The following is a 24,719-nucleotide window of genomic DNA, read 5'->3' on the forward strand; positions in this document are numbered from 1 at the left end:
TACCCACGAGGAGAAGACATGACCGATCGGACCAGCCTTGCCGGCAGGCGCCCGCGGCGCGCGCGCCGACGAGGATCAGCGCTCCTGGCCACCGCACTGGCCACCGCGATGCTCGGGCTGGCCGGCCAGGCCACGGCACAGCCCGCGGCCGCCGCGGAGGCACACGTCGACAATCCGTTCGCCGGCGCGACCTTCTACGTCAACCCGGACTACGCGACCAGCGTCGACGGATCCATCGCCAAGACCTCAGACCCCGTCCTCAAGGCCAAGATGGAGAAGGTGAAGGGCTACCCCACCGCCGTCTGGCTGGACCGGATCGCGGCGATCCACGGCGGCGCCGCGAACGCCGGCCGCAAGAGCCTGGCCGACCACCTCGACCTCGCCCTGGCCCAGAAGAAGCCCGGACAGCCGATCACGGCGACGTTCGTCGTGTACGACCTGCCGGGCCGGGACTGCGCGGCCCTGGCCTCCAACGGTGAACTGCCGCTCACCCAGGCCGGCCTGGACCGCTACAAGAGCGAGTACATCGACGCCATCGCGAGCGTCTTCGGCAACCCCAAGTACCAGGACATCCGCATCACCACGGTCATCGAGCCGGACGGTCTGCCCAACCTGGTGACCAACACCGCCGACCCCGAGTGCGCCCAGGCCAAGAGCAGCGGTCTCTACGTCAAGGCCGTCCAGTACGCCCTCGACAAGCTGCACGCCATCCCCAACGTCTACACGTACATGGACTTCGCCCACTCGGGCTGGCTCGGCTGGGACAACAACCTCACCCAGACCGCGCAGTTGTACACCGACGTCGCCAAGGGCACCGCGGCCGGGCTGGGCAGCGTCGACGGGCTGATCACCAACGTCTCCAACTACACGCCGCTGGAAGAGCCGTTCCTGACCAACCCCGACAAGACGGTCGGCGGGAACATGGTGAAGTCCGGCAAGTTCTACGAGTGGAACCCGAACTTCGACGAGTCGGACTTCACCAGGAACCTGCACCGGACCCTGGTCGCCGCCGGCTGGCCCGCCTCCACCGGCATGGTGATCGACACCTCGCGCAACGGCTGGGGAGGCTCCGCGCGGCCGACCGCCGAGAGCACCAGCACCACCCTGGACACCTACGTCACCGAGTCCAAGGCCGACCGGCGGGCGCACCGCGGCCTGTGGTGCAACCTCAGCGGCGCGGGTCTCGGGCAGCCTCCGCAGAGCGCACCGTCCGGCTACCCGGACGCGCACCTGGACGCCTTCCTGTGGATCAAGCCGCCGGGTGAGTCCGACGGGGCCAGCGAGGACATCCCGAACAACGAGGGCAAGCGCCAGGACCCGATGTGCGACCCGGCCTACACCGCGCCCAACGCCGGCAACAACAAGACCGGCGCGCTGCCCGGCGCGCCGCTGGCCGGGCACTGGTTCCACAACCAGTTCGCCATGCTGGTGCAGAACGCCTACCCGGCCGTGCCCACCGGCGGCACCGACCCCGGCGACACCACCGCGCCGACCGCGCCCACCGGTCTGAAGGTCACGGCGAAGACCGCGACCAGCGTCTCGCTGGCCTGGACGGCGGCCACCGACAACGTGGGCGTGAGCGGTTACGACGTCTACCGCGACGGCACCAAGGTCACCGCCTCGGCGGTCCCGGGCACCGCGTACACGGACACCGGGCTGAGCGCGAGCACGGCCTACAGCTACACCGTGCGGGCCCGGGACGCCGCGGGCAACACGTCCCCGGCCTCGGCGGCGCTGAGCGTCACCACGGAAGCGGGCGGGGGGAACCCCGACCCGACCGGGGGCGTGAAGGTCCGGTACAAGAACAACGACTCCTCCGCCACGGACAACGGCATCCGTCCCGGCCTGCAGATCGTCAACACCGGCAGCGGTGCGCTCGACCTGACCAAGGTCACGGTCCGCTACTACTTCACACGCGACGGCGGCTCGCCCACGGTCAACGCCGTGTGTGACTACGCGGCCCTCGGATGCGCGCAGCTCAAGCTGAGGGTGGTCCCGCTGAGCACCCCGGTCGCGGGTGCCGACGCCTACCTGGAGGTCGGCTTCAGCGGCGGTTCCCTCGCGGCCGGCAAGGACACCGGCGACATCCAGCTCCGGATGAACAAGTCCGACTGGTCGGCGTTCAACGAGGTCGGTGACTACAGCCGCTCCGCCGGAACGTCCTACGTCGACGCCCCGACGGTTCCCGCCTATCTCGGCGCCGCCCTGGCCTGGGGCACGCCGCCCGCGTAGTCCCTGCCGTCCCCCCAGGCTCCCCGCCCGCCCGGTCGACACGTGCCCGGGCGGGCGGGGGTCGTCCTGGGCGGAATCGGCACCGGGCCGCCCGGAGTTCTCCAGGGGCCCGCCGCGTCCCTCGGCACTCCGCGATTCCCGTCCGGCGTTCCGTGCGCCGGACGACGTCTCAGGCCGAGCCCCGCCGTACCAGCGTCGTGCGCAGGACGACCTGGCGCCAGGCGGAACCCGGGGCGTCGATGTCCTCGAGGAGCAGCCGGACCAGGGTGCGGCCCATCTCCTCCACCGGCTGGTGGACGCTGGTGAGCGGGGGGTCGGTGTGCCGGGCGAAGGGAGAGTCGTCGAAGCCCACGACGGCCACGTCCTGCGGCACCCGCCGGCCCGCCGCGCGCAGTGTGTGCAGCGCGCCCGCGGCCATCATGTCCGAGGCGGCGAACACCGCGTCGAGGTCGGGATGGCGTCGGAGCAGGTCGGCCGTCGCGCGGGCCCCGCTCTCCTCGGAGAAGTCGCCTTCGGCGATCCAGGACGCGTCCACGTCACCGAAGGCCCGCGTCATCGCGTCCCGGTACCCGCGGAGCCGGCTCTGCGCGACGTACATGTCCGACGGCCCGGTGATGGTGGCGATCGCCCGCCGTCCGGACTCCACGAGGTGCTGGACCGCCGCCCGCGCCCCGCCCGCGTTGTCCGAGTCGACGTAGGAGAGGGTTTCCTCGGCCGAGCGGCGGCCGCTGAGGACGGTCGGCAGGTCCAGCTCGGCGAGCATGTCGGGCAGCGGGTCCTCGCCGTGCACGGAGACCAGCAGTGCTCCGTCCACCCCGCCCGCCCGCGCGTACTGTGCGAAGCGCACGCGCTCCTTGTCGTTCCGCACCAGGGTCAGGAGCAACTGCATCTCGTGGTCGGCGAGTTCGGAGCCGACCGCCCGGACGATGTCGGAGAAGAAGGGCTCCGCGAAGAAGCGCCGCTCGCTGTCGGCGACGACCAGCGCCACCGCGCCCGTGCGGCTGCCGGCCAAGGCGCGGGCGGCCCGGTTGGGGACGTACCCGAGCTCGGTGATCGCCTGCTCGACCAGCAACCGGGTGGCGGCCTTCACGCCGGGGGCGCGGTTGACGACGCGGGACACCGTGCCCCGTCCGACGCCCGCGAGCGCGGCCACCTCCTCCAGCGTGGGCGGACCCGTGCGCCCTTTCGCCTCCATCGTGCGGGACCTCCAGGAGAAATGTTCCGTTCTGCGGCCGCTTCTCGGCGCGAAGACGTGCCCATCGAACCACCGCGGGCGCCCACTCCTCACCCCGTCGGTTCCCACCGCGTCGATCGGTTGTCGATTATGGAGGATCCCTCACCGGCACCGTCGTCCGAAAGCCGGAGAGAGACGAGCGCACACCGGGCGGCCCGGTACGTCTCCGCCGCGAAATCCGTACGACGTCTTGACGGGGTCGCGCGGCTCCTTGAGATTGGGAGCGCTCCCACACCCTGTCAACGAGCACTCCCTCCCTACCCTTTAAGGACCCCCGCGTGCCACGACATCAGTCTTCCGACGCCCGCAGCTCCCGCCCCTCCCCCGGCCCGCGCCGAGCGGGCCGGCCCCGAGGCGCCGGTGCGCTCCTGGGCGGCATGACCACCGCCTGCCTGCTGGCCGCCGCTCTCGCGGTGCCCTCGGCGGCGGCCGCGCCCGCCGCCGAGGCTCCCGAACTCCTCGTCAACGGCGACTTCTCCGCGGGCACCGCCCCGTGGTGGTCGACCGCCAACAGCCCCGTCACCGTCGTGGACGGACGTCTGTGCGCCGACGTCCCCGCCGGCACCGAGAACGCCTGGGACGCCATCGTCGGGCAGAACGGACTCGGCCTCACCGCCGGGGAGGGATACACCCTCAGTTACACGGCGACGTCCACCGCGCCGGTCACCATCCGCACCAACGTGCAGATGGCGAGCGACCCGTGGACCGCGGAACTGGCCGCCACCCAGCGGGTCGACGAGACCGCCGCGCGGGTCACCTCGCACTTCACGGCCGGAGCCGACCACGACGCCGCGCAACTCGTCTTCCAGATCGGCGGCAGCCCGCAGGCCCTCACCTTCTGCATCGACGACGTCTCCCTGACCGGCGGGACCGCACCGCCGCCCTACGAGCCGGACACCGGTTCCCCGGTCCGCGTCAATCAGGTCGGCTACCTCACCGACGGCCCCAAGAGCGGCACCTTCGTCACGGAGGAGACCACCCCGCTGCCCTGGACCCTCGACGCGGCCGACGGAACGCGTCTGGCCGCCGGCACCACCGTTCCGGCGGGTGTGGACGCCGGCTCGCGGCAGAACACCCACACGTTCGACTTCAGCGCCGTGACCACCCCGGGCGAGGACTACACCGTCACGGTCGCGGGCCACAAGAGCGAGCCGTTCGCCATCGGCGACGACCTCTACGCGTCCCTGCGCACCGACGCGCTCGCGTACTTCTACCACAACCGCAGCGGCATCGAGATCGACGCCGACCTCGTGGGCGAGGAGTACGCCCGGCCCGCCGGACATGTCAATGTGAGCCCCAATCAGGGCGACAACGACGTGCCCTGCCAACCGGGGGTGTGCGACTACCGCCTCGACGCGGCGGGCGGCTGGTACGACGCCGGCGACCACGGCAAGTACGTCGTCAACGGGGGCATCTCCGTCGCCCAGCTCATGTCGACCTTCGAGCGGACCCTGTACGAGGAGAACGCCGACGCCGCACCCCTCGGCGACGGCCGGCTGCGGCTGCCCGAGCACGGCAACGCCACTCCCGACATCCTCGACGAGGCCCGCTGGGAGATGGAGTTCCTGATGCGGATGCAGGTGCCCGCCGGGCAGCCGCTGGCCGGCATGGTCCACCACAAGCTGCACGACAAGGCGTGGACCGGACTGCCCACCCGGCCGGACCGCGACCCGCAGCCCAGGGAACTGCACCCGCCGACCACCGCGGCCACCCTCAACCTGGCGGCCACCGCCGCCCAGTGCGCCCGGCTCTTCCAGGTCTACGACGCGGACTTCGCCGAGCGGTGCCGCAAGGCCGCGCGGACCGCGTGGGCGGCCGCCGTGGCCCACCCCGGCATCCTCGCCGATCCGAACGACGGCACGGGCGGCGGCGCCTACCCCGACGACGACGTGCGGGACGAGTTCTACTGGGCCGCGGCGGAGCTCTTCCTCACCACCGGCGAGGACGTCTTCCGCCAGGCGGTCCTCCGCTCCCCGCTGCACGGTGACACCGACGCGGTCTTCCCGCGCAGTGGCATGTCCTGGGGATCGGTCGCCGGACTCGGCGCCCTCGACCTCGCGAGCGTGCCGAACAAGCTCACCGCCGACCAGCTCCAAGCGGTGCGGAACATGGTGACGCAGGCCGCCGACGGTTACGCGGCCGACTCCGCCCGGGCCGCGTACGGCCTTCCCTACGCACCCGACGACGGACACTACGTGTGGGGCTCGAACAGCCAGGTCGCCAACAACATGGTCGTCCTGGGCTCGGCACACGACCTCACCGGCAAGACCGTCTACCGCGACGCCGTCCTGCGCGGCCTCGACTACCTGCTGGGGCGCAACCCCCTGAACCAGTCGTACGTCACCGGCTACGGCGAACGGGACTCGCGCAACCAGCACCACCGGTTCTGGGCGAACCAGCTCGACCCCAGCCTGCCCCACCCGGCGCCCGGCTCCCTGGCCGGCGGCCCGAACGACGCCATCCAGGACCCGGTCGCCCAGGCCAGGCTGAAGGGCTGCGCACCGGCGATGTGCTACATCGACGACATCGAGTCCTGGTCCACGAACGAGATCACCATCAACTGGAACGCCCCGCTCGCCTGGGTGGCCTCCTACGTGGACGACCTGGGCGGCGGCCGGACCCGGACACCGCAGTGCGAGGTCACCTACACCTCGCAGCGCTGGGGCGGCGGCTTCACCACCCAGGTCGTGGTGAAGAACACCGGTACCCAGGCCGTCCAGGACTGGCGACTCGACTGGACCTTCGCCGACCGCCAGCGGGTGTCCGACCCCTGGGGGGCGGCCGTCGAGCAGAGCGGCCCGCGGATCGGCGCCCGGGCGCTGAGCTGGAACGCCACTCTTGCGGCCGGCGGACACGTCCGCTTCGGCTTCAACGGGGTGTCGACCGGGCTCGTGAACGACCCCCGGGTCTTCCGGCTGAACGACCGCCCGTGCGCGGTGGCACCGCCGCGATGACCGGTGGCACCTGACGCCGGCCGAACGAGGCCGGTCCCGCCGTCCCGTACGGCGGGACCGGCCCGCTCTCGGCAGGAGAGAAATCGTACGGCGGCTCCGGTGTGTCGCTCCTGGGGCGCACACCTCGCCGGTGCTAGCGTGAAACCGGCGTTCTCGCTGGTCACGACGTTTCTGCTCTGGTGGGGCGGGTGGGACTCGAACCCACGGCCGACGGATTATGAGTCCGCTGCTCTAACCGGCTGAGCTACCGCCCCGACACCACGGCGCGTACAAGTGTGCGCGCCGTCTGCCGCAGCATAGCCGCTCATACGATCTCCTGCTCCGGATGGTCGGCCATGCTCGATCCAGAAGACTCCCAGGCCGCGCCCATGGTTCCCGGGGAAACGAAAAAGGACCCCGAAGGGTCCTCTTCCGTTTCGCTCCCCCGGCTGGACTCGAACCAGCAACCCTCCGGTTAACAGCCGAATGCTCTGCCAATTGAGCTACAGGGGATCGCGCTCCCCCGACTGGACTCGAACCAGTAACCTGCCGGTTAACAGCCGGCTGCTCTGCCAATTGAGCTACAGGGGATTGCTGCGGTTGCACCGAACGGTCCACCTCGGGCCTTCCCGGGCGGCGGTCGCTCGCTGCGACACATACATTAGCGCAAGCAGGGGGGTGCTCCGCCAATCGGTATCCCCAGGGGCTCCAGGGAAGGATCGCAGCGTGCGGTACAAGCTGGTCTTCGTCGCCGGACTGGGCCTCGGTTTCGTCATCGGGACGCGAGCCGGGCGTGAGGTCTACGAGCGGATGAAGACGTCCGCCAAGCAGGTCGCAGAGAACCCCGCGGTGCGCAACGCCGCCGAGTCCGCCGCGCAGTCCGGGCGGCAGGTCGCCGGCCGGGCGATGCACGTCGTCGGGGACCAGGCGCACCGGATCCGGTCGCGGCGCCATCACGACGGGCAGGTCGCCTCCTACGAGGAGGAGGACTGGGGTCCCACCAACACCTGACCCCCCCGGGACCCGGTCCCGCCCGCACCTGACCTCGCCGGTCCCCGCAATACGGCAGAATCATGTGCCATGGGGATAGTCGCCGGCCTGGACAGCTCTTCGGACTCCACACGCATCGTCGTCTGTGACACGGACACGGGTGCCGTACTGCGGCAGGGCCATGCCCCGCACCCCGTGGATCCCAAGGCCACCGACGTCGACCCGCAGGCATGGCTGCTCTCCCTCGGGGAGGCCGCCGCCGGCGGGCTGCTCGAAGGGGTGCAGGCCATCGGGGTCTCCGCCCGGCACGGTCTCGTGCCGCTCGACGCGCAGGGCGGCCTGGTGCGGCCCGCGATGGTCGGCAACGACAAGCGGGCGCAGGTCGCCGCGGCCGATCTCGTCGAGGCCCTCGGCGGGCGGCAGGCATGGGCCGACGCCGTCGGCACCGTGCCGCAGTCCGGGCTGCCCGTCGCCAAGCTGCGCTGGCTCGCCCGCAGCGAGCCCGAGCACGCCCAGCGGGTCGCCATGGTCCTCCAGCCGCACGACTGGCTGGTCTGGCAACTGCTCGGCCGGCCCGCGCGGCGCACCACCGACCGCGGCGCCGCCTCCGCCACCGGCTACTGGTCCGCGCGCAGCGGCGCCTACCGCCCCGATCTGGTGGAACTGGCGCTCGGCCACCAGGCCGTGCTGCCCGAGGTCCTCGGGCCCGCCGAGGCCGCCGGCACCACCCCGGAAGGGCTGCTGATCTCCGCCGGCACCGGCGAGACGATGGCGGCCGCCCTCGGCCTCGGCCTCGGCACGGGCGACGCGGTCGTCTCCCTCGGCGCCTCCGGCTCCGTGATGGCCGTCCACCACGAGGTCCCGGCCGACCCGAACGGGATGATCACCGCCTTCGCCGACGCCGCCGGCATGCACCTGCCGGTCGTGCACACCTCCAATGCCGTACGGGCGCTGCGCGGGACCGCGGAGATGCTCGGCCTCGACGGACTCGACGAGCTCTCCGCGCTCGCGCTGAAGTCCACGCCCGGCGCCTCCGGGCTCGTCCTGCTGCCCTACCTGGAGGGCGAGCGGACCCCGGCGCTGCCGCACACCGCCGGCACCCTCGCCGGGCTGCGCCGCGAGTCGATGAAGCCCGAGCACCTCGCCCGGGCCTCCTTCGAGGGCATGCTCTGCTCGCTCGCCGACGCCATGGACGTGCTGCGCGGGCGGGGCGTCGAGGTGCGCCGGGTCTTCCTCCTCGGCGCGGCCGCCGGGCTGCCCGCCGTGCAGGCCATGGCGCCGATGCTGTTCGGCGCGCAGGTCGTCGTCCCCCAGCCGGCCGACTACGCGGCGCTCGGCGCCGCCCGGCAGGCCGCCTGGGCGCTCGGGGTCTCCCAGGGCACGCTCTCCCCGTCCGCTCCCCCGGCCTGGCAGGGCGCCGCGGCCCAGGTCTTCGAGCCGGGCGAGGAGCTGGCCGTCGGCCAGGCGGTGCGGCAGCAGTACACCGCGACCCGGGAGCAGATCCACCCGGGGGCGTTCAGCTCCTGAGGGCCCCGGGCCCGGTTCGTAAAGTCTTCGCCAGGGCTCGTCAGCGCGCCACAAAACGAGTCGTCACGTCTCGGGAGTGCGGGCGATAGTAGAGCCCGTGCTCATAAGACTGCTCCGAACCTTCCTCCGACCGTACAGAAGACCCATCGGCCTGCTGGTGCTCCTGCAGTTGCTCCAGACCAGCGCCACCCTCTACCTGCCGACGTTGAACGCCGACATCATCGACAACGGTGTCGTGCACGGGGACACCGGCTACATCCTGCGGTTCGGCGCGGTGATGATCGGCGTGTCCGTGCTCCAGGTCGCCTGCAACATCGGGGCGGTCCACTACGGGGCGCGGACCGCGGCCGCGCTCGGGCGGGACGTCCGCGCCGCCGTCTTCGACCGGGTGCAGTCCTTCTCGGCCCGGGAGGTCGGGCACTTCGGCGCGCCGTCGCTGATCACCCGGACGACCAACGACGTGCAGCAGATCCAGATGCTGGTCCTGATGGCGTTCACCCTGATGGTCTCCGCGCCGATCATGTGTGTCGGCGGCATCGTCATGGCGCTCGGTCTGGACGTGCCGCTGTCGGCGGTGCTGATCGCGGTGGTGCCGGTGCTCGGCATCGCCGTCTCGCTGATCGTGCGCAGGATGCGGCCGCTGTTCCGGACCATGCAGGAGCGCCTGGACACGGTGAACCGGGTGCTGCGCGAGCAGATCACCGGCAACCGGGTGATCCGCGCCTTCGTGCGGGACGACTACGAGCGCGAGCGGTTCAAGGGGTCCAACACCGAGCTGACCGACGTGTCGACGGCCACCGGCCGGCTGATGGCGCTGATGTTCCCGACCGTGATGACGGTCGTGAACGTGTCGTCGATCGCCGTCGTGTGGTTCGGCGCGCACCGCATCGACAGCGGCGGGATGGAGATCGGCGCGCTGACCGCCTTCCTCGCCTATCTGATGCAGATCGTCATGGCCGTGATGATGGCCACCTTCATGTTCATGATGGTGCCGCGGGCCGAGGTGTGCGCCGAGCGCGTGCAGGAGGTCCTGGCGACCGACTCCAGTGTGGTGCCGCCGGCCGAGCCGGTGCGCGAGCTGCGGCGACGGGGCCATCTGGAGATCAGGAGCGCGGACTTCCGGTACCCGGGGGCGGAGGAGTCGGTCCTCAAGGACGTCGGGCTGGTCGCCCGGCCGGGCGAGACCACCGCGATCATCGGCTCGACCGGCAGCGGCAAGTCGACGCTGCTCGGGCTCGTGCCCCGGCTGTTCGACGTGACCGGCGGAGAGGTCCTGGTCGACGGCGTCGACGTACGGAGCCTCGATCCGGCCCTGATGGCGCGGACGGTCGGGCTCGTCCCGCAGAAGCCGTACCTCTTCTCGGGGACGGTCGCGACCAATCTGCGGTACGGGAAGCCGGACGCGACCGACGAGGAGCTGTGGCACGCCCTGGAGGTCGCCCAGGCCAAGGACTTCGTCGCGAAGCTGGAGGGCGGTCTGAACGCCCCGATCGCGCAGGGCGGCACGAATGTCTCCGGCGGTCAGCGCCAGCGGCTCGCGATCGCGCGGACGCTGGTGCAGCGGCCGGAGATCTATCTCTTCGACGACTCCTTCTCCGCCCTCGACTACGCGACGGACGCGGCTCTGCGGGCCGCGCTCGCCGAGGAGACGGCCGACTCGACGGTGGTCATCGTCGCCCAGCGGGTGTCGACCATCCGGGACGCCGACCGGATCGTGGTCCTCGACGAGGGCCGGGTCGTGGGCACCGGACGGCACCACGAGCTGATGGCGGAGAACGAGACGTACCGGGAGATCGTGCTCTCCCAACTGACCGAGGCGGAGGCAGCCTGATGGCCGGACCACGTATGCCCATGGCCGGGGGCGGCCCGGGTGAGCGGTCGATGGACTTCAAGGGCTCCGGCAAGCGGCTGCTGAAGCAGTTGGCGCCGGAGCGGAACGCGCTGTGGGTGATGCTGGTCGCCGGCGTGCTGTCGGTGGCGGCCTCCGTGATCGGGCCGAAGATCCTGGGCCGGGCGACCGACCTGGTCTTCGCGGGTGTGGTCGGACGGGAGATGCCCGAGGGCACCACGAAGGAGCAGGCGCTGGCGGCGCTGCGCGCCGAGGGTGACGGCGGGATGGCGGACATGCTGTCCGGGGTGGACTTCACCCCGGGGCAGGGCATCGACTTCCCGGCGGTCGGCGAGGTCCTGGGCCTGGTGCTGGCGATCTACGTACTGGCCGGGCTGCTGATGCTGGTCTCCACCCGTATGTCGATCAAGGTGATCAACCGGACGATCTACCGGATGCGCGAGGATGTCCAGGCGAAGCTGGCGCGGCTCCCGCTGTCGTACTTCGACAAGGCCAAGCGCGGCGAGGTGCTGTCCCGGGCGACCAACGACATCGACAACATCGGGCAGACCCTCCAGCAGTCGATGGGCCAGCTCATCAACTCGCTGCTCACGATCGTCGGCGTGCTCGCGATGATGTTCTGGATCTCGCCGCTGCTCGCGCTGGTGGCGCTGGTGACGGTGCCGGTGTCGGTGGTGGTGGCGACGCGGATCGGCAAGCGCTCGCAGCCGCACTTCGTGCAGCAGTGGAAGTCCACGGGCCGGCTCAACGCCCATGTGGAGGAGATGTACACCGGGCACGCGCTGGTGAAGGTGTTCGGCCGGCAGGAGGAGTCCGCGAAGGACTTCCACGAGCAGAACGAGGCGCTGTACGAGGCCGGGTTCAAGGCTCAGTTCAACAGCGGTGTGATGCAGCCGGTGATGTTCTTCGTCTCGAACATCAACTACGTCCTGGTGGCCGTGGTGGGTGGTCTGCGGGTGGCGACCGGCAGTCTGTCGATCGGTGACGTGCAGGCGTTCATCCAGTACTCGCGGCAGTTCTCGATGCCGTTGACGCAGGTCGCGTCGATGGCGAACCTGGTGCAGTCGGGTGTCGCGTCCGCCGAGCGGATCTTCGAGCTGCTCGACGCGGAGGAGCAGGAGCCGGACGCGCCGGTGAGCGAGCGGCCGCGGGAGCTGAAGGGGCGGGTCGCGCTGGAGCGGGTGTCCTTCCGTTACGAGGCGGACAAGCCGTTGATCGAGGACCTGTCGCTCGCGGTGGAGCCGGGTCAGACGGTCGCGATCGTCGGCCCGACCGGGGCCGGGAAGACCACCCTGGTCAATCTGCTGATGCGGTTCTACGAGGTGACCGGAGGCCGGATCACCCTCGACGGCGTCGACATCGCGAAGATGTCCCGCGAGGACCTGCGCTCCGGCATCGGCATGGTCCTCCAGGACACCTGGCTCTTCGGCGGCACCATCGCCGACAACATCGCCTACGGCGCCACGCGCGAGGTGACCCGGGCGGAGATCGAGGAGGCCGCCAGGGCCGCCCACGCCGACCGCTTCATCCGCACCCTCCCCGACGGCTACGACACCCTCCTCGACGACGAGGGTTCGGGCGTCAGCGCGGGCGAGAAGCAACTGATCACCATCGCGCGGGCGTTCCTGTCCGACCCGGTGATCCTGGTGCTCGACGAGGCGACCAGCTCCGTCGACACCCGCACCGAGGTCCTCATCCAGAAGGCCATGGCCCGCCTCGCCCACGGCCGTACGTCGTTCGTCATCGCCCACCGGCTCTCCACCATCCGGGACGCCGACGTCATCCTGGTGATGGAGAACGGCTCGATCGTCGAACAGGGCACGCATGAGGAGCTGTTGGCCTCCGGCGGGGCGTACGCCCGGCTGTACGCGGCGCAGTTCGCGCAGGCGGTGGTGGAGGTCGACTGACGGAGGGGTGATCCATGCCGCAGGATGTGCGGCATGGATCGCATAGCGAAGGTCACCGGCCACTGGGTGCCGTCGGTCACGCTGCGCCTCGACACGGGCGGCGCGGAGCCGGCAGCTCTGCTCCTCGGCGCCTCCGGCCGGGTCCGGGGAGACGCGGATCTCGTCTTCCACGGTCAGCCGGCGCATCCGTCGGGTGCCGTCCTGCTCGGCCCGTCCGGGCTCGTTCTGGATCTGAACGAGGTCGAGCCGGCGCTCGAGCGGATCGTGATCGCCGCCTGGACCCGGCAGGCCGGTTTCGCGTCGATGCCCGCTCTGAGGGCCGTCGCGCCGGACGGGACAGAGGTCGTCGCGTACACGGTGGCGGAGGAGCCGGGCGTGTACGCGGTCGCTTTCGGCGTCTTCTTCCGGGAGGCGGGCGGCTGGAAGTTCGACGGCTTGGGGCAGGGGTACGGCTCGGGGCTCGCGGGGCTCGTCACGGAGTACGGGATCGAGGTGGCCGACGCCGACCGGCCCTCGGTCCTCGCGGGGCCGGTGCCGCTGTCCGGCGTGGTGAAGATGCCGGGTCAGGCGCCGCCCGAGGAGGGCGCGTACGTGCCGGGGCTCTTCCCGCCGCCGGAGCGGCCGTACCGGCTCGTGGAGGGCTGGGAGTTCGGGCCGGTCTTCGAGCCGTTCACGGCCGAGGGGCACGGCAGCCAGGTGGTGACCGTCGCCCCGGGACCGCCGCCCGGGCCGGTCCTCGTCGAGGTCGCCCACGAGGGCGAGGGGTACGTCGCCCTCTGTCCGCTCGACGAGCGCAACAAGGACGAGGAGTACGTCTTCACCGGTTCGCTGCCCGACTTCCGGGGCAGCCGGGCCGTCCACGCGCCGAAGGGCAGGCCGCTGCGGTTCCGGGTCGTCGCCGAGAACCGGTGGATCCTGCGGGTGAAGCCGATCGCCGCCGCCCGCCGACTGGAGGGGGTCCTGCACGGTTACGGCTCCGAGCTCCTCATCCATCCGGGCAAGGGCGTCGACCTGCGAGTCGACTTCCAGGGCGGTCCCGGCCACAACGGCGGCTACGTCGGCGTCCGCGCCCACGAGGTCGCCGGCCACTACCGGATGCGGCTCGATCCGGCCCATCTGCTCAGCGACTCCGGGGCGCTGCGGCGGACCGTTCCGATCATGGACGGCCCGGTGGTGGTGGACTACCACGCGGACGGCCCGTGGACCCTCACCGTCCGCGAAACGGGGCTCTAGTCCAGATAGCCGCGCAACTGGTCCGCGTAGGCGTGGTCCCGCAGTTTGGCGAGGGTCTTGGACTCGATCTGGCGGATGCGTTCGCGTGTCACGCCGAAGAGCTGTCCGATCTCCTCCAGGGTGCGGGGCCGGCCGTCGTCGAGGCCGTAGCGGAGCTGGACGACCTTGCGTTCGCGTTCCCCGAGGGTGGAGAGCACGGCCTCCAGGTGTTCGCGCAGCAGCAGGAAGGCGGCGGACTCGACGGGGGAGGTGGCGTCGCCGTCCTCGATGAGGTCGCCGAGGGCGACGTCCTCCTCCTCGCCGACGGGGGCGTGCAGGGAGACCGGTTCCTGGGCGAGCCGCAGCACCTCGCCGACCCGTTCGGGCGGCAGGTCGAGATGGGCGGCGACCTCTTCGGCGGTGGGTTCGTAGCCGCGTTCCTGGAGCATCCGGCGCTGGACGCGGATGACGCGGTTGATGAGCTCGACGACGTGCACGGGGACGCGGATGGTCCGGGCCTGGTCGGCGAGGGCCCGGGACATGGCCTGGCGGATCCACCAGGTCGCGTACGTCGAGAACTTGTAGCCGCGCGCGTAGTCGAACTTCTCCACGGCTCTGATGAGGCCGAGGTTGCCCTCTTGGACCAGGTCGAGCATGGTGAGGCCGCGGCCCACGTACCGCTTGGCGACGGAGACGACGAGCCGCAGGTTCGCCTCGATGAGCCGGCGTTTGGCGATCCGTCCGAGGACCACGAGCCGGTCCAGGTCGTGCGCCAAACGGGAGTCCAGATCGGGGGTGTTGGCGAGTTTCTCCTCGGCGAAGAGCCCGGCCTCGACGCGCCGCGCGAGCTCGACCTCCTCCTCGGCGGTGAGCAGCGGGACGCGGCCTATCTCGCGCAGGTACTGGCGGAACAGGTCGGACGAGGGCCCGTTGCCGCCGAGGTCGGCGGCCGCCCGTCGGCGCTGGGGCGGGATCTCGGGCACCTCGGGGTCTTCCTCGGCGGCCCCGAGCTCGACCGGGGAGAGCTCCACGGGGGACGGTTCCTGGGAGACGGACAGGGTCTGGGTCTGGGTCTGCACGGGGGGCGACCTCCAGGGCGGGTGATCGCTGCCGGTTCGGGGGGCGTAGGGGCAGCGGGACGGCACCGTGTCCCAGTGTGGGGTACGACACATCGCCGCCACGAGGGGCGTGCGGTGACTTTTTGAGTCCGGTACGTGACCGAGCGTGGCTCGGCCCGGGCCGGCGGCCCGGACCGGGATCAGAGCGCGGCGGCGCCGTGGTTGCGCAGCGACTGGCCGTACTGGGTGAGCACCCACAGCTCGTTCTGCACGGCCGCGAGCCGCTCCGGGTCGGCGTGGGCGCCGAGGCGGGCCAGGGTGCCCTGGACGTCGCGGATGCGGCGGTCGACGGCGCGCAGCCGGACGGTGACGAGCTGGTCGCCCGCGTACGCCTCGTCGACGGTCTTGGCGAAGATCGCCTCGACGGCGAGTTCGGTGACGAGGGCGCGGACGGTGTCGTCGGGCGCGGCCTCGCGGACCGCGTCGAGGTAGTCGGCGGGGGCGCCGGTGGCGCCGCCCGCGTCCTGGATGCACTGGCGGACGGCCGCGTAGGGCGGGGCGGTGAACTCGTCGACCCCGTACGCGTCGAAGGCCGGGGAGACCAGTTCGGGGCGCTGGAGGGCGAGCTTGAGGAGCTCGCGCTCGGTGCGGTGGGCGGGGCTGCGCAGGTTGAGCGCGGGTCCGGCGGGCGCGGTGGGCGCCTGGATCTCGTAGCCGCGGCGGCGCGGTGCGGCCTGCTCCGGGCCCTTGGCGCCGCCCTGGCGCTGCCAGCGGGCGATCTGGGCGACCCGGCGGACCACGAACTGGGTGTCGAGGATGCCGAGCATGCCGGCGAGCTGGACGGCGACCTCGTGCTGGGAGGCGACGTTCTTGATGCGGGCGACGATCGGGGCGGCCTCGTCGAGGGCGGCGGCGCGGCCGGAGGGGATCTCCAGGTCGTAGCGGCTGACGATCTGGCGCAGGGCGAACTCGAAGAGCGGGGTGCGGGGCTGGACGAGGTCGGCGACGGCCTCGTCGCCCTTGGCGAGGCGGAGCTCGCAGGGGTCCATGCCGTCGGGGGCGATGGCGATGTAGGTCTCGGCGGCGAACTTCTGGTCGTCCTCGAAGGCGCGCAGCGCGGCCTTCTGGCCGGCGGCGTCGCCGTCGAAGGTGAAGATCACCCGGGCCGAGCCGTTGTCCATGAGGAGGCGGCGCAGGATCTTGATGTGGTCGCCGCCGAAGGCGGTGCCGCAGGTGGCGATGGCGGTGGTGACGCCGGCGAGGTGGCAGGCCATGACGTCGGTGTAGCCCTCGACGACGACGGCGCGGCTGACCTTGGCGATGTCCTTCTTGGCCAGGTCGATGCCGTAGAGGACCTGGGACTTCTTGTAGATCGGCGTCTCGGGCGTGTTGAGGTACTTGGGCCCGTTGTCGTCGTCGCGGAGCTTGCGGGCGCCGAAGCCGACGACGTCGCCGCCGACGTCCTTGATGGGCCACATCAGCCGGCCGCGGAAGCGGTCGATGGGGCCCCGGCGGCCGTCCTGGGAGAGGCCGGAGAGGATCAGCTCGCGGTCGGTGAAGCCCTTGCCGCGCAGGTAGCGGGTGAGATGGTCCCAGCCGGCCGGGGAGTAGCCGACGCCGAAGTGCTCGGCGGCGGCCTGGTCGAAGCCGCGCTCGGCGAGGAACTTCCGTCCGATCTCGGCCTCGGGGGAGCCGAGTTGCTCGGCGTAGTACTGGGCGGCGACCTGGTGGGCCTCGACCAGGCGGGTGCGCTCGCCGCGCTGGTGGCCGGGGTTGTAGCCGCCCTCCTCGTAGCGCAGGGTGATGCCCGCCTTGGCGGCGAGGCGTTCGACCGTCTCCGAGAAGGAGAGGTGGTCGATCTTCATCACGAAGGCGATGGTGTCGCCGCCCTCCTGGCAGCCGAAGCAGTGGAAGAGGCCCTTGCTGGGGCTGACCTGGAAGGAGGGCGACTTCTCGTCGTGGAAGGGGCACAGGCCCTTGAGGTTCCCGCCGCCTGCGTTGCGGAGCTGGAGGTACTCGGACACGACGGCGTCGATCGGGACCGCGTCCCGGACCGCCTTCACGTCGTCATCGTTGATCCTGCCTGCCACGCGTCGATTCTACGGGGGCGGGGGTCGCTCCCCGGTGCCGCGCGGGGGCGGACGGCGCCTCCCCGGCTACTCGACGAGGCTCTCCAGCGGGACGGACGGGTCCGCCAGGGCGTCCCGGTCCACGACCTGCCGGGAGCGGATGAGCCGCTGGACGGCGTCTGTGACGTCCCACACATTCACGTTCATGCCGGCGAGGACCCGGCCCTCGCTGAGCCAGAAGGCGATGAACTCCCGCTTGCCGGCGTCGCCGCGCAGCACGACCTCGTCGTACGAGCCGGGCGGCGCCCAGCCCGAGTACTCCATGCCGAGGTCGTACTGGTCGGAGAAGAAGTAGGGGGTCCGGTCGTAGGAGACGGGCTGTCCCAGCATCGCGCGGGCGGCGACCGGTCCGCTGTTCAGGGCGTTGGCCCAGTGCTCGACGCGGATGCGCTGGTGCAGGAAGGGGTGCTGGGCGGCGGCGACGTCGCCCGCGGCGAAGATGTCGGGGTCGGAGGTGCGCAGCGCGTCGTCGACGGCGATGCCGCCGCCGTCGGCGCGGGCGGCGAGGGCGAGGCCGGCGTTCTCGGCGAGGGCGGTGCGCGGGGCGGCGCCGATGGCGACGAGGACGGCGTGGGCCGGGTGCTCCTCGCCGTCGTCGGTGCGGGCGGCGAGGACGATGCCGTCCTGTCCGGTGATCTCGGTGAGCCGGGCGCCGAAGTGGAAGCGGACGCCGTGCTCGGTGTGCAGGTCGGCGAAGAGCTGGCCGAGTTCGGGGCCGAGGACCTGGTGGAGCGGGGTGGGCGCGGATTCGACGACGGTGACCTCGGCGCCGTACGTACGGGCCGCGGCGGCGACCTCCAGGCCGATCCAGCCGGCGCCGGCGATCACCAGGTGGCCGTTGTCGCGGCCGAGGGCCTTGAGCTCGTCGCGCAGCCGCTCGGAGTGGGCGAGCCGGCGCAGGTGGTGCACGCCGGCGAGTCCGGTGCCGGGGATGTCGAGGCGGCGGGGCTCGGCGCCGGTGGCGAGGAGCAGCTTGTCGTAGCGGATGACGGTGCCGTCGCCGAGGCGGACCGTGCGGGCCTCGCGGTCGACGGCGGTCACGGGCTGGCCGAGGTGGAGCTCGACGTCGTGCTGCGCGTACCAGGCGGGCTCGTGGACGAAGACGGAGTCCCGCTCGTCCTTGCCGAGGAGGTAGCCCTTGGACAGGGGTGGGCGCTCGTAGGGGTGGTCGCGTTCGTCGCCGATGAGGATCACCCGGCCGTTGAACCCCTCGGCGCGCAGCGTCTCCGCCGCCTTGGCCCCGGCCAGGCCACCGCCGACGATGACAAAGGTCTGATCTGCGTCGACCACGTTGATTCCTCCTCGTTGCGACCGGTTCTCTACGCTACGCCCCCGGCCCGGGCCCGAGCCGCACCGCCTCGGGACGCCTCGGGCCGCCTCGGGACGTGCATGCGAGGGTCCCGCACGGGCCGGGATGACGAAAGAGGGCGAACGGGCCGGGGGGTGCCCCCTACGTGTGCGGGGTGCGGAGGCGGGCGTGGAGGGTGCGGGCGGAGGCGTCGGTGAGGGAGGCGATCTGGTCGACGATCACCCGCTTGCGGGAACGGTCGTCGGGGGCGCTGACGAACAGGGCGCGGAACTGGGGTTCGAGGCCGTCGGGGGCGCGGGCGGCCAGTGCCTCGACCAGCTCGGCGAGGACGATGCGCTGGTCGGCGCGGAGGGCTTCCTGCTCGGCCCGCTGCATCACGTACCGGTCGGCGACGGCCTTGAGGACCGCGCACTCGTTGCGGGTCTCGCGGGGGACGACGAGCTCGGCCCCGTAGCGGGTGAGGCGGCCCGATCCGTACGCCCGGCGGGTGGCGCCCTCGGCGGCGAGGCAGAAGCGGCCGATGAGCTGGCTGGTGGCGTCCTTGAGCCGGGCCTGGGCGACGGCCGAGCCGTCGTAGCCGTGCGGCCACCACTCCTGGTCGAGGAGCCGGTCGAGGGCCTCGGCGAGCTCCTGCGGGTCGGTGTCCTCCGGTACGTAGCGGCCGAGGGCGACGGCCCAGATGTCGGCGCGCTCGGGCTCGGCGAGCAGCATGTTGGGGTCGATGTGCCCGGCGTGCAGGCCGTCCTCGAAGTCGTGCACCGAGTAGGCCACGTCGTCGGACCAGTCCATGACCTGGGCCTCGAAGCACTTGCGGTGCGCGGGGGCGCCCTCGCGGATCCAGGCGAAGACGGGCAGGTCGTCCTCGTAGACACCGAACTTGTTCGAACCGGGGTCGGTGGGGTGGCCGCCGCGGGTCCACGGGTACTTGGTGGCGGCGTCGAGGGTGGCGCGGGTGAGGTTGAGGCCGACGCTCAGCGGGTCGCCGGTGGCCGGGTCGGCGATGAACCGCTTGGGCTCGATGCGGGTGAGCAGCCGCAGCGACTGGGCGTTGCCCTCGAAGCCGCCGCAGTCCTTGGCGACGTCGTTGAGGGCCTGCTCCCCGTTGTGCCCGAACGGCGGGTGCCCCATGTCGTGGGCGAGGCAGGCCGCCTCGACCAGGTCGGGGTCGCAGCCGAGGGCGGCGCCGAGCTCGCGGCCGACCTGCGCGCATTCGAGGGAGTGGGTGAGCCGGGTGCGGGGGCTGGCGTCCCAGGCGTGGCTGCGGGTGCCGGGGGTGACGACCTGGGTCTTGCCGGCGAGTCTGCGCAGCGCGGCGGAGTGCAGGACGCGCGCCCGGTCGCGCTGGAAGGCGGTCCGTCCGGGCCGTTTGTCGGGCTCGGCGGCCCAGCGTTCGGTGGCGGCGGCGTCGTAGCCGGGGGTGTTGTGGCCGGGGGTGTCGGTGCCGTTGCCTGTGCCGTTGCCTGTGGTCGTGGGTTCCGTGATGCCTTCCATGCACCGAAGGTAACGGGCGGGACGGACAAACGGGACCGGGACGCGTGGGTGTTGCGGGATCAGGGCCGGATCCCGTGGACGAACTCGTAGGAGTACAGGCCGCGTTCGCCGACCGCGACGAGCCCGCGTCCGTCGGGCAGCCAGGCGCACGAGGCCAGCGGCGTCTCGGCCCGGACACCGGCGACGGTCCGGCCGGCGGCGGCCTCCCAGACGCGGAGCATGGTGCCGGCGGTGGCGATCCAGCGACCGTCGGGCGAGACGGCGAGGTCCTGGACCGGGCCGTCGGGGTCGGTGAAGGAGGAGAGGAGGGTGCCGGTGTAGGGGTCCCAGAGGGTGACGGTGCCGGTCGCGGAGGCGGTGAGGAGGCGGGTGCCGTCGGGGGTGATGGCGAGGGTGTTGACCGTCCCGTCATGAGGGAGGTCATGGGTGACGGGGGCGCCGGACGCGAGGAGGGACACCTGCGCCCAGGACTCGTCCTCGGTGCGATCAGAGGCCCGCCCGCGCCTCAGCACGGCGAGCCAGGTGGCGTCCGGAGCGATGAGCACGGTGTCGACGCGGCCGATGCCGCCCGGCGAGGCCGGCAAGGTGACGGTCCGGCTCCCCGTCGCCAGGTCCCACAGGTAGACCTCGCCCGCCGAGTCGGCGACGGCGAGCCACGTGCCGTCGGGGGCGACCGCCAGCGCGACCGCACGCGCGGAGCCGCTCAGCCGGAACCAGTCGGGCGCGGTCCCTGACACCCGGCCGTGGACCTTCACCGCCCTGTTCACCGTGTCGCCAACGGCGTACCACGCGCCGTCCGGAGAGAAGGCGACCGGCGCCCATATCGGCACTTGGTACGACGCCTGTGGCACGGCCCGGTCGTCCGCCCGCCACTCGAAGAGCCTCGTCGTTCCGTCGTGGTAGGCGACCAACAGCCGCCTGCCGTCGCCGACGACCGTGACCGCTCGCATCCCCTCGCTGTCGCTCGCTCCGGGAAGCGCGGGATCTTCCCCGTGCTGCTGCCATATCCGTACCGTGCCGTCCTCACCGGTGCTGATCAGACGTTCGCCGTCGGGGGTGAACGCGACCGCGTGGACGGGGCCCCGGTGACCGTTGTAGCGGGCCAGGCAGGCCGCTGTTTCCCGGTCCCAGAGCGCCACGCTGCCGTTCTCGCCGCCGCTGACCAGCCGTCTGCCGTCCGGAGAGATCGCGACCGCGGTGGCCGAGCCGCTGTGTGCGGTGATCCGATCTCTGCTGCTGCGCGTCGTCTCCTCCCAGATCCTGAGCACACCGTCCGTTCCGGCGGAGACCACCCACCTGCCGTCCGGAGCGACGGCGACGGCGTTCACCGGGTAGGAGTCGGCCTCACAAAGTTCTTCGCGGGTGAGCTCCGTGGACATCACGGTGACGCCCCAGCGGCCGCCGACGGCCAGCCACCGACCGTTCGGGTACAGCGCCACACAGGTGTAGTCCGTGGCCGACCACCCCGTCATTCCGGCGATGTGCTCCCCCGTGACGGCGTCCCAGACGTCCAGGTCGCCGTCGGTGGCGACGGTCACGACCCGGCCCCCCTCTTGCGCCCCCGAGAACGCCAGGGCACGCACCGACGCTCCGCGGTCCCCGACCGGTCCGATGGCCTTTGTCGGGAGGGTGGCCCGGTCCAGGGACCACAGGTGGACCGTACGGCCCGAGCCGCCCGTCGCGAGCCTTGTACCGTCCGGGGAGATCGCGAGGGCACGGAAGCGGTCCGGGCCGCGGACGTCCACGGTGAGCCGGCCGCCGCTGTTCGGGTCGAGTCCGCGGGCCATGCCGTCGGCGCCGATGGTGACCAGTGAGCCGTCGGGCGAGACCGCCACCGACCGCACGGGTCCGGTGTGGCCGAGGAAGGTGCGGATCAGGGCCGGATCGGGGAGATCCGGTGGCGTGCGCCGATTGCGCAGGTGGGGCCGGGGCACGGAACCGGCCCGGCGTTGCGTGACCCGGTCACACCACAGCGGGAGCGACTCCAAGCGACTGTGCAGGACGTTCGTCAGGAGCTCGGGCGGGTCGGTGGGGGTGAGGAGGTGGGCGGTGCGGGTGAGGTCATCGGCCCGTTCGGCCGCCGTACGCGTCGGGACGGCGGCCAAGTCCGCCCAGGGCGCCATGGGGCCCCGCTGGTGCAGCCGGGTCTCGATCCAGCGCAGGTCGCTCGCGACGCGCTCGGCGTCGTCCGTTCTTCCGGCCGCGAGCAGGTGCTCGATCGCGTGGTCGAGGACGTATCCCTGGAATGTCGGGGCGGGCTCCCACGGGGCACCCATGGCGTCGACGAGCGTGCCGTGCAGGGCCGTCACGTCCGCCTCGTCCCACTCCTTGAGCAGATAGTCGCGGAGCACGTCGTGCATCGTGATCCGGCCGCCGTGCTCGGCCGTGAGCGACACCAGGGACAGCCGGTCGAGCTCGCCGCACAGTGAGCGGGTCGCCTGCTCGGTGAGGCCGCCGGTGGCCTCCCACAGGCGGGCGATCAGCGGTACGGGGACGGACTCGTCCTCGGCGAAGACGGCCAGCTCGGCGAGGCGCCGGCCGCCGCCGGGCGGGAGGAGGGTCCGGGCCGCCTCGACCGTGGCCCGTACGGCCCGGGCGCGGCGGACCGGGTCGTCCAGGTCGAGCGCGGCCGGGTCGGCGTCGACGACGGCGGGGCCGTTGGCGACGAGATCGCGCAGGGCCTCGGCCGCCGCTTCCTCCGGAACGGTGCCGGTGGCGATCCGGCGGGTGATCAGCCGGTTGGTGAGGCGCAGCAGGAGGGCCCAGCGGCCGGTGGCCTCCAGGAGGTCCCGGACGAGGGTCTCGGGGAGTTCGGGCAGTTCCCAGGTGAGGACGGCGCGGGCCTGGTCGGGGGACATCTCGTCGACGCGGACCCGTTCGGTGCCGCGCGGCAGGGCGCCGGGGACGCGGGTGGTGACGAGGCGTACGCAGCGCTCGCCGGCGCGCAGGAACGGTTCGAGCTGTTCGGCGTCCCAGACGTCGTCGAGGATCAGCAGGGTCCTGGGCCGGAGGTCGAGGAGCCGGCCGAGGTGGTCGCCGGCGAGGCCCGGGTCGTCGAAGGCGGTGGTGTCGCCGGTGAGGAAGCGGGTGGCTTCGGCGACCTTCGCGGCGATCGCCGCCCGGCCGCGGACGTCCCGGCCGATGGTGACGGTGTAGACGCGGCCGCGGAAGTACCTGCGGACGCGCGGGCTCGCGGCGACGGCGTGGGCGAGGACGGTCTTGCCGAAGCCGCCGGCGCCTTCGAGGGAGGTGGTGAGGGCGACCGTACGGCTGCCGTGGCCGGACCGGGTCCGGGCCCGGCGGAGGCGGCCGAAGCGGCGGGGGGCCTCCAGGGGGCGGGCGGCGGTGACGGGACGGCCGCGTCGGGAGCGGCGGGTGCGGCCGGCGCGGCACACCGCCTTGACCGTACGGGCCCGTTCGCCGCGGTCGACCACCCAGTCCGGGACGGCCTGGGGGGCCGGCGGGGGCGGGTCGCCGGCCACCGCGGCGCCGCGTTCCTGGCGCCAGGCGACGACGACGGCGACGAGGACGCCGAGGGCGGCGAGTCCGGCCACCCACCACCAGGGCTGTTGCCGGATCCGGTCGAGCGCGCCGGGCCAACGGTCGTCGGACGTGGCCGCGTTGGCCGCGAGCGAGGCGAGTACGGCCACGGCGGCCGCGGTTCCGGCGAGCGACGCGCCCCGGACGGCACCGCGCATGCCCCGCCTCCCGTCCCTGCTGCCCCCATGGCACCAACGGGCCGACGATAGCCGGGGGTTGGCGGGCGGGTAGGGGGTTTCGGCCGGACGTGGCCGGGCTCACCGGCTGCCGGCGAGCTCCCGGGGCGGGGTGGACGGGGCGGCGGTGCCGGTCAGGGCCTGGTCGTAGCGGCGCAGGATCAGCCGGGCGAGGGCCGGGTGGGCGCCGAGGGGGTCGGCGGCGATCCAGGGCGCGTGGGCGGCGGCGCGGGTGGCGAAGAGGCCGGGGGCGGTGAAGCAGGAGGCCACGGCGACGCGGTGGCGGCCGCGGGCGGCGAGGGCGCGGACGGCGTCGGGGACGGTGGGCGCGGCGGCGGAGGCGTAGGCGGGGACGACGGGCACGCCGCCGAGGCGTTCGCGGAGTCCGGCGGCGATCCGCCGGATGTCGGCGGCGGAGTCGGGGTCGCGGGATCCGGCCGAGGCGAGGACCACGCCGGTGGCGGGCGAGGTGCCGTCCTCGGGGGTCCAGCCGGCCTCGGCGAGCCGGTCGGCGAGGGCCTCGACGAGCAGCGGGTGCGGGCCGAGGGGGGCGGCGATCCGGGCCCGTACGGCGGGGGCGGCGGCGGCCGCGGCGGGCAGGTCGTGCTTCACGTGATAGCCGCGGGCGAACAGCAGCGGTACGAGGACGGCGCTGCCGGCGTCGCCCCGGGCGAGCTCCGCGAGGGTGTCGCCGAGCAGCGGCGCGTTCAGCTCGATGTGCGCGAGCCGCACGTCGAGTCCCGGCCGCAGCTCCCGCACCCGCGCGAGGAGCCCCTGCAGGGTGGCGGCGGCCCGGGGATCGCGGCTGCCGTGGCCGACGGCTATGAGGGTGGGGGCGAGGGGGTCCGTCGGCGGGTTCTCCCCGGCCCCGGCCGGCGTGGGCGTGCTGTCGCCCCTCTTCCCGCCGGCGGCGGCCGGCGGATACGGCCGGCGCAGCCGGTTCTGGGCGCGGCTCACGATCCTGCCGAGCAGCTCGGCGGCGCTGCTGTCGCACGTGGGGTCCGGCTCCTGCGTCGTCATGCGCCGATCCTGCCGGGGGCACGTTGCCTGGCCGTTTCGCGCGGGTCACGGGTGTTTGCCACCACCCTCACCGCCCTCGCGCCGCCGCGCGGCGCCGCGCGGCGCCGCCGGT

14 protein-coding genes and 3 tRNA genes are annotated in these 24,719 nt (G+C 72.6%); 7 read left to right on the top strand and 10 right to left on the bottom strand.

Features of this window, described 5'->3' with window-relative positions; translation table 11 throughout:
* Nucleotides 1-18: 18 nt before the first annotated feature.
* On the top strand, nt 19-2,232 hold the full coding sequence (locus ABZ135_RS09230; RefSeq protein WP_356693431.1) for a glycoside hydrolase family 6 protein: 2,214 nt from the start codon (nt 19-21) through the stop codon (nt 2,230-2,232).
* Between the two features lie 169 nt (nt 2,233-2,401).
* On the opposite strand, the gene ABZ135_RS09235 is transcribed toward ABZ135_RS09230, so the two are convergent.
* Nucleotides 2,402-3,427, bottom strand: coding sequence for a LacI family DNA-binding transcriptional regulator (locus ABZ135_RS09235; RefSeq protein WP_356693433.1), 1,026 nt, complete (start codon nt 3,425-3,427; stop codon nt 2,402-2,404).
* A 416-nt stretch (nt 3,428-3,843) separates the two neighbouring features.
* Between ABZ135_RS09235 and ABZ135_RS09240 the strand changes: the two genes are divergently transcribed.
* Complete coding sequence (locus tag ABZ135_RS09240) at nt 3,844-6,420, top strand: glycoside hydrolase family 9 protein (protein WP_356693493.1); 2,577 nt, start codon at nt 3,844-3,846, stop codon at nt 6,418-6,420.
* A gap of 177 nt (nt 6,421-6,597) precedes the next feature.
* On the opposite strand, the gene ABZ135_RS09245 is transcribed toward ABZ135_RS09240, so the two are convergent.
* The 3 genes from ABZ135_RS09245 to ABZ135_RS09255 all read right to left on the bottom strand — a co-directional run bounded on the left by ABZ135_RS09245 (nt 6,598) and on the right by ABZ135_RS09255 (nt 6,990).
* A tRNA-Ile gene (locus ABZ135_RS09245) sits at nt 6,598-6,674 on the bottom strand.
* A 165-nt stretch (nt 6,675-6,839) separates the two neighbouring features.
* Nucleotides 6,840-6,912: transfer RNA gene (locus ABZ135_RS09250), tRNA-Asn, on the bottom strand.
* A 5-nt stretch (nt 6,913-6,917) separates the two neighbouring features.
* A tRNA-Asn gene (locus ABZ135_RS09255) sits at nt 6,918-6,990 on the bottom strand.
* 135 nt (nt 6,991-7,125) lie between these two features.
* Between ABZ135_RS09255 and ABZ135_RS09260 the strand changes: the two genes are divergently transcribed.
* The 5 genes from ABZ135_RS09260 to ABZ135_RS09280 all read left to right on the top strand — a co-directional run bounded on the left by ABZ135_RS09260 (nt 7,126) and on the right by ABZ135_RS09280 (nt 13,905).
* Nucleotides 7,126-7,410, top strand: coding sequence for a YtxH domain-containing protein (locus ABZ135_RS09260; protein WP_352080637.1), 285 nt, complete (start codon nt 7,126-7,128; stop codon nt 7,408-7,410).
* Between the two features lie 69 nt (nt 7,411-7,479).
* A complete protein-coding gene (locus ABZ135_RS09265) occupies nt 7,480-8,916 on the top strand; it encodes an FGGY family carbohydrate kinase (protein WP_356693435.1) in 1,437 nt (478 codons plus the stop codon).
* Between the two features lie 97 nt (nt 8,917-9,013).
* The gene (locus tag ABZ135_RS09270; RefSeq protein WP_356693437.1) at nt 9,014-10,747 is read left to right on the top strand and encodes an ABC transporter ATP-binding protein; all 1,734 of its coding nucleotides are present in this window, start codon (nt 9,014-9,016) and stop codon (nt 10,745-10,747) included.
* Nucleotides 10,747-12,672, top strand: coding sequence for an ABC transporter ATP-binding protein (locus ABZ135_RS09275; protein ID WP_356693439.1), 1,926 nt, complete (start codon nt 10,747-10,749; stop codon nt 12,670-12,672). Before ABZ135_RS09270 ends, ABZ135_RS09275 begins: the two co-directional genes overlap by 1 nt.
* 33 nt (nt 12,673-12,705) lie before the next feature.
* A complete protein-coding gene (locus tag ABZ135_RS09280; protein WP_356693441.1) occupies nt 12,706-13,905 on the top strand; it encodes a TerD family protein in 1,200 nt (399 codons plus the stop codon).
* On the opposite strand, the gene ABZ135_RS09285 is transcribed toward ABZ135_RS09280, so the two are convergent.
* From ABZ135_RS09285 to ABZ135_RS09310, 6 genes are all read right to left on the bottom strand, one after another.
* Nucleotides 13,902-14,963 (bottom strand): RNA polymerase sigma factor, encoded by a 1,062-nt coding sequence (locus ABZ135_RS09285; RefSeq protein ID WP_356693443.1) that lies wholly within the window; start codon nt 14,961-14,963, stop codon nt 13,902-13,904. The genes ABZ135_RS09280 and ABZ135_RS09285 overlap by 4 nt on opposite strands.
* Nucleotides 14,964-15,142: 179 nt before the next feature.
* Nucleotides 15,143-17,032 carry a DNA primase gene (dnaG, locus tag ABZ135_RS09290; protein WP_356693445.1) on the bottom strand — a complete coding sequence of 630 codons (1,890 nt, stop codon included), beginning with the start codon at nt 17,030-17,032 and terminating at the stop codon, nt 15,143-15,145.
* A gap of 66 nt (nt 17,033-17,098) precedes the next feature.
* On the bottom strand, nt 17,099-18,361 hold the full coding sequence (locus tag ABZ135_RS09295; protein ID WP_356693447.1) for an FAD-dependent oxidoreductase: 1,263 nt from the start codon (nt 18,359-18,361) through the stop codon (nt 17,099-17,101).
* 160 nt (nt 18,362-18,521) lie between these two features.
* Entirely contained in the window at nt 18,522-19,871 is a 1,350-nt protein-coding gene (locus ABZ135_RS09300; protein WP_356693449.1) for a deoxyguanosinetriphosphate triphosphohydrolase, read from the bottom strand.
* A 59-nt stretch (nt 19,872-19,930) separates the two neighbouring features.
* Nucleotides 19,931-23,569 (bottom strand): NB-ARC domain-containing protein, encoded by a 3,639-nt coding sequence (locus ABZ135_RS09305; protein ID WP_356693451.1) that lies wholly within the window; start codon nt 23,567-23,569, stop codon nt 19,931-19,933.
* Between the two features lie 99 nt (nt 23,570-23,668).
* Entirely contained in the window at nt 23,669-24,607 is a 939-nt protein-coding gene (locus ABZ135_RS09310; RefSeq protein WP_356693453.1) for a sirohydrochlorin chelatase, read from the bottom strand.
* Nucleotides 24,608-24,719: the final 112 nt, after the last annotated feature.

It is taken from the genome of Streptomyces sp. NPDC006339 (genome assembly GCF_040612775.1).
GTDB lineage: Bacteria > Actinomycetota > Actinomycetes > Streptomycetales > Streptomycetaceae > Streptomyces.

Excerpts from the sequence above, each read along its gene's own strand:
- ABZ135_RS09265 (WP_356693435.1), top strand. The coding sequence starts at position 7,480 with ATGGGGATAGTCGCCGGCCTGGACAGCTCTTCGGACTCCACACGCATC.
- ABZ135_RS09235 (WP_356693433.1), bottom strand. The coding sequence starts at position 3,427 with ATGGAGGCGAAAGGGCGCACGGGTCCGCCCACGCTGGAGGAGGTGGCC.
- ABZ135_RS09240 (WP_356693493.1), top strand. The coding sequence starts at position 3,844 with ATGACCACCGCCTGCCTGCTGGCCGCCGCTCTCGCGGTGCCCTCGGCG.
- ABZ135_RS09310 (WP_356693453.1), bottom strand. The coding sequence starts at position 24,607 with ATGACGACGCAGGAGCCGGACCCCACGTGCGACAGCAGCGCCGCCGAG.
- ABZ135_RS09275 (WP_356693439.1), top strand. The coding sequence starts at position 10,747 with ATGGCCGGACCACGTATGCCCATGGCCGGGGGCGGCCCGGGTGAGCGG.
- ABZ135_RS09300 (WP_356693449.1), bottom strand. The coding sequence starts at position 19,871 with ATGGAAGGCATCACGGAACCCACGACCACAGGCAACGGCACAGGCAAC.
- ABZ135_RS09230 (WP_356693431.1), top strand. The coding sequence starts at position 19 with ATGACCGATCGGACCAGCCTTGCCGGCAGGCGCCCGCGGCGCGCGCGC.
- ABZ135_RS09305 (WP_356693451.1), bottom strand. The coding sequence starts at position 23,569 with ATGCGCGGTGCCGTCCGGGGCGCGTCGCTCGCCGGAACCGCGGCCGCC.
- ABZ135_RS09280 (WP_356693441.1), top strand. The coding sequence starts at position 12,706 with ATGGATCGCATAGCGAAGGTCACCGGCCACTGGGTGCCGTCGGTCACG.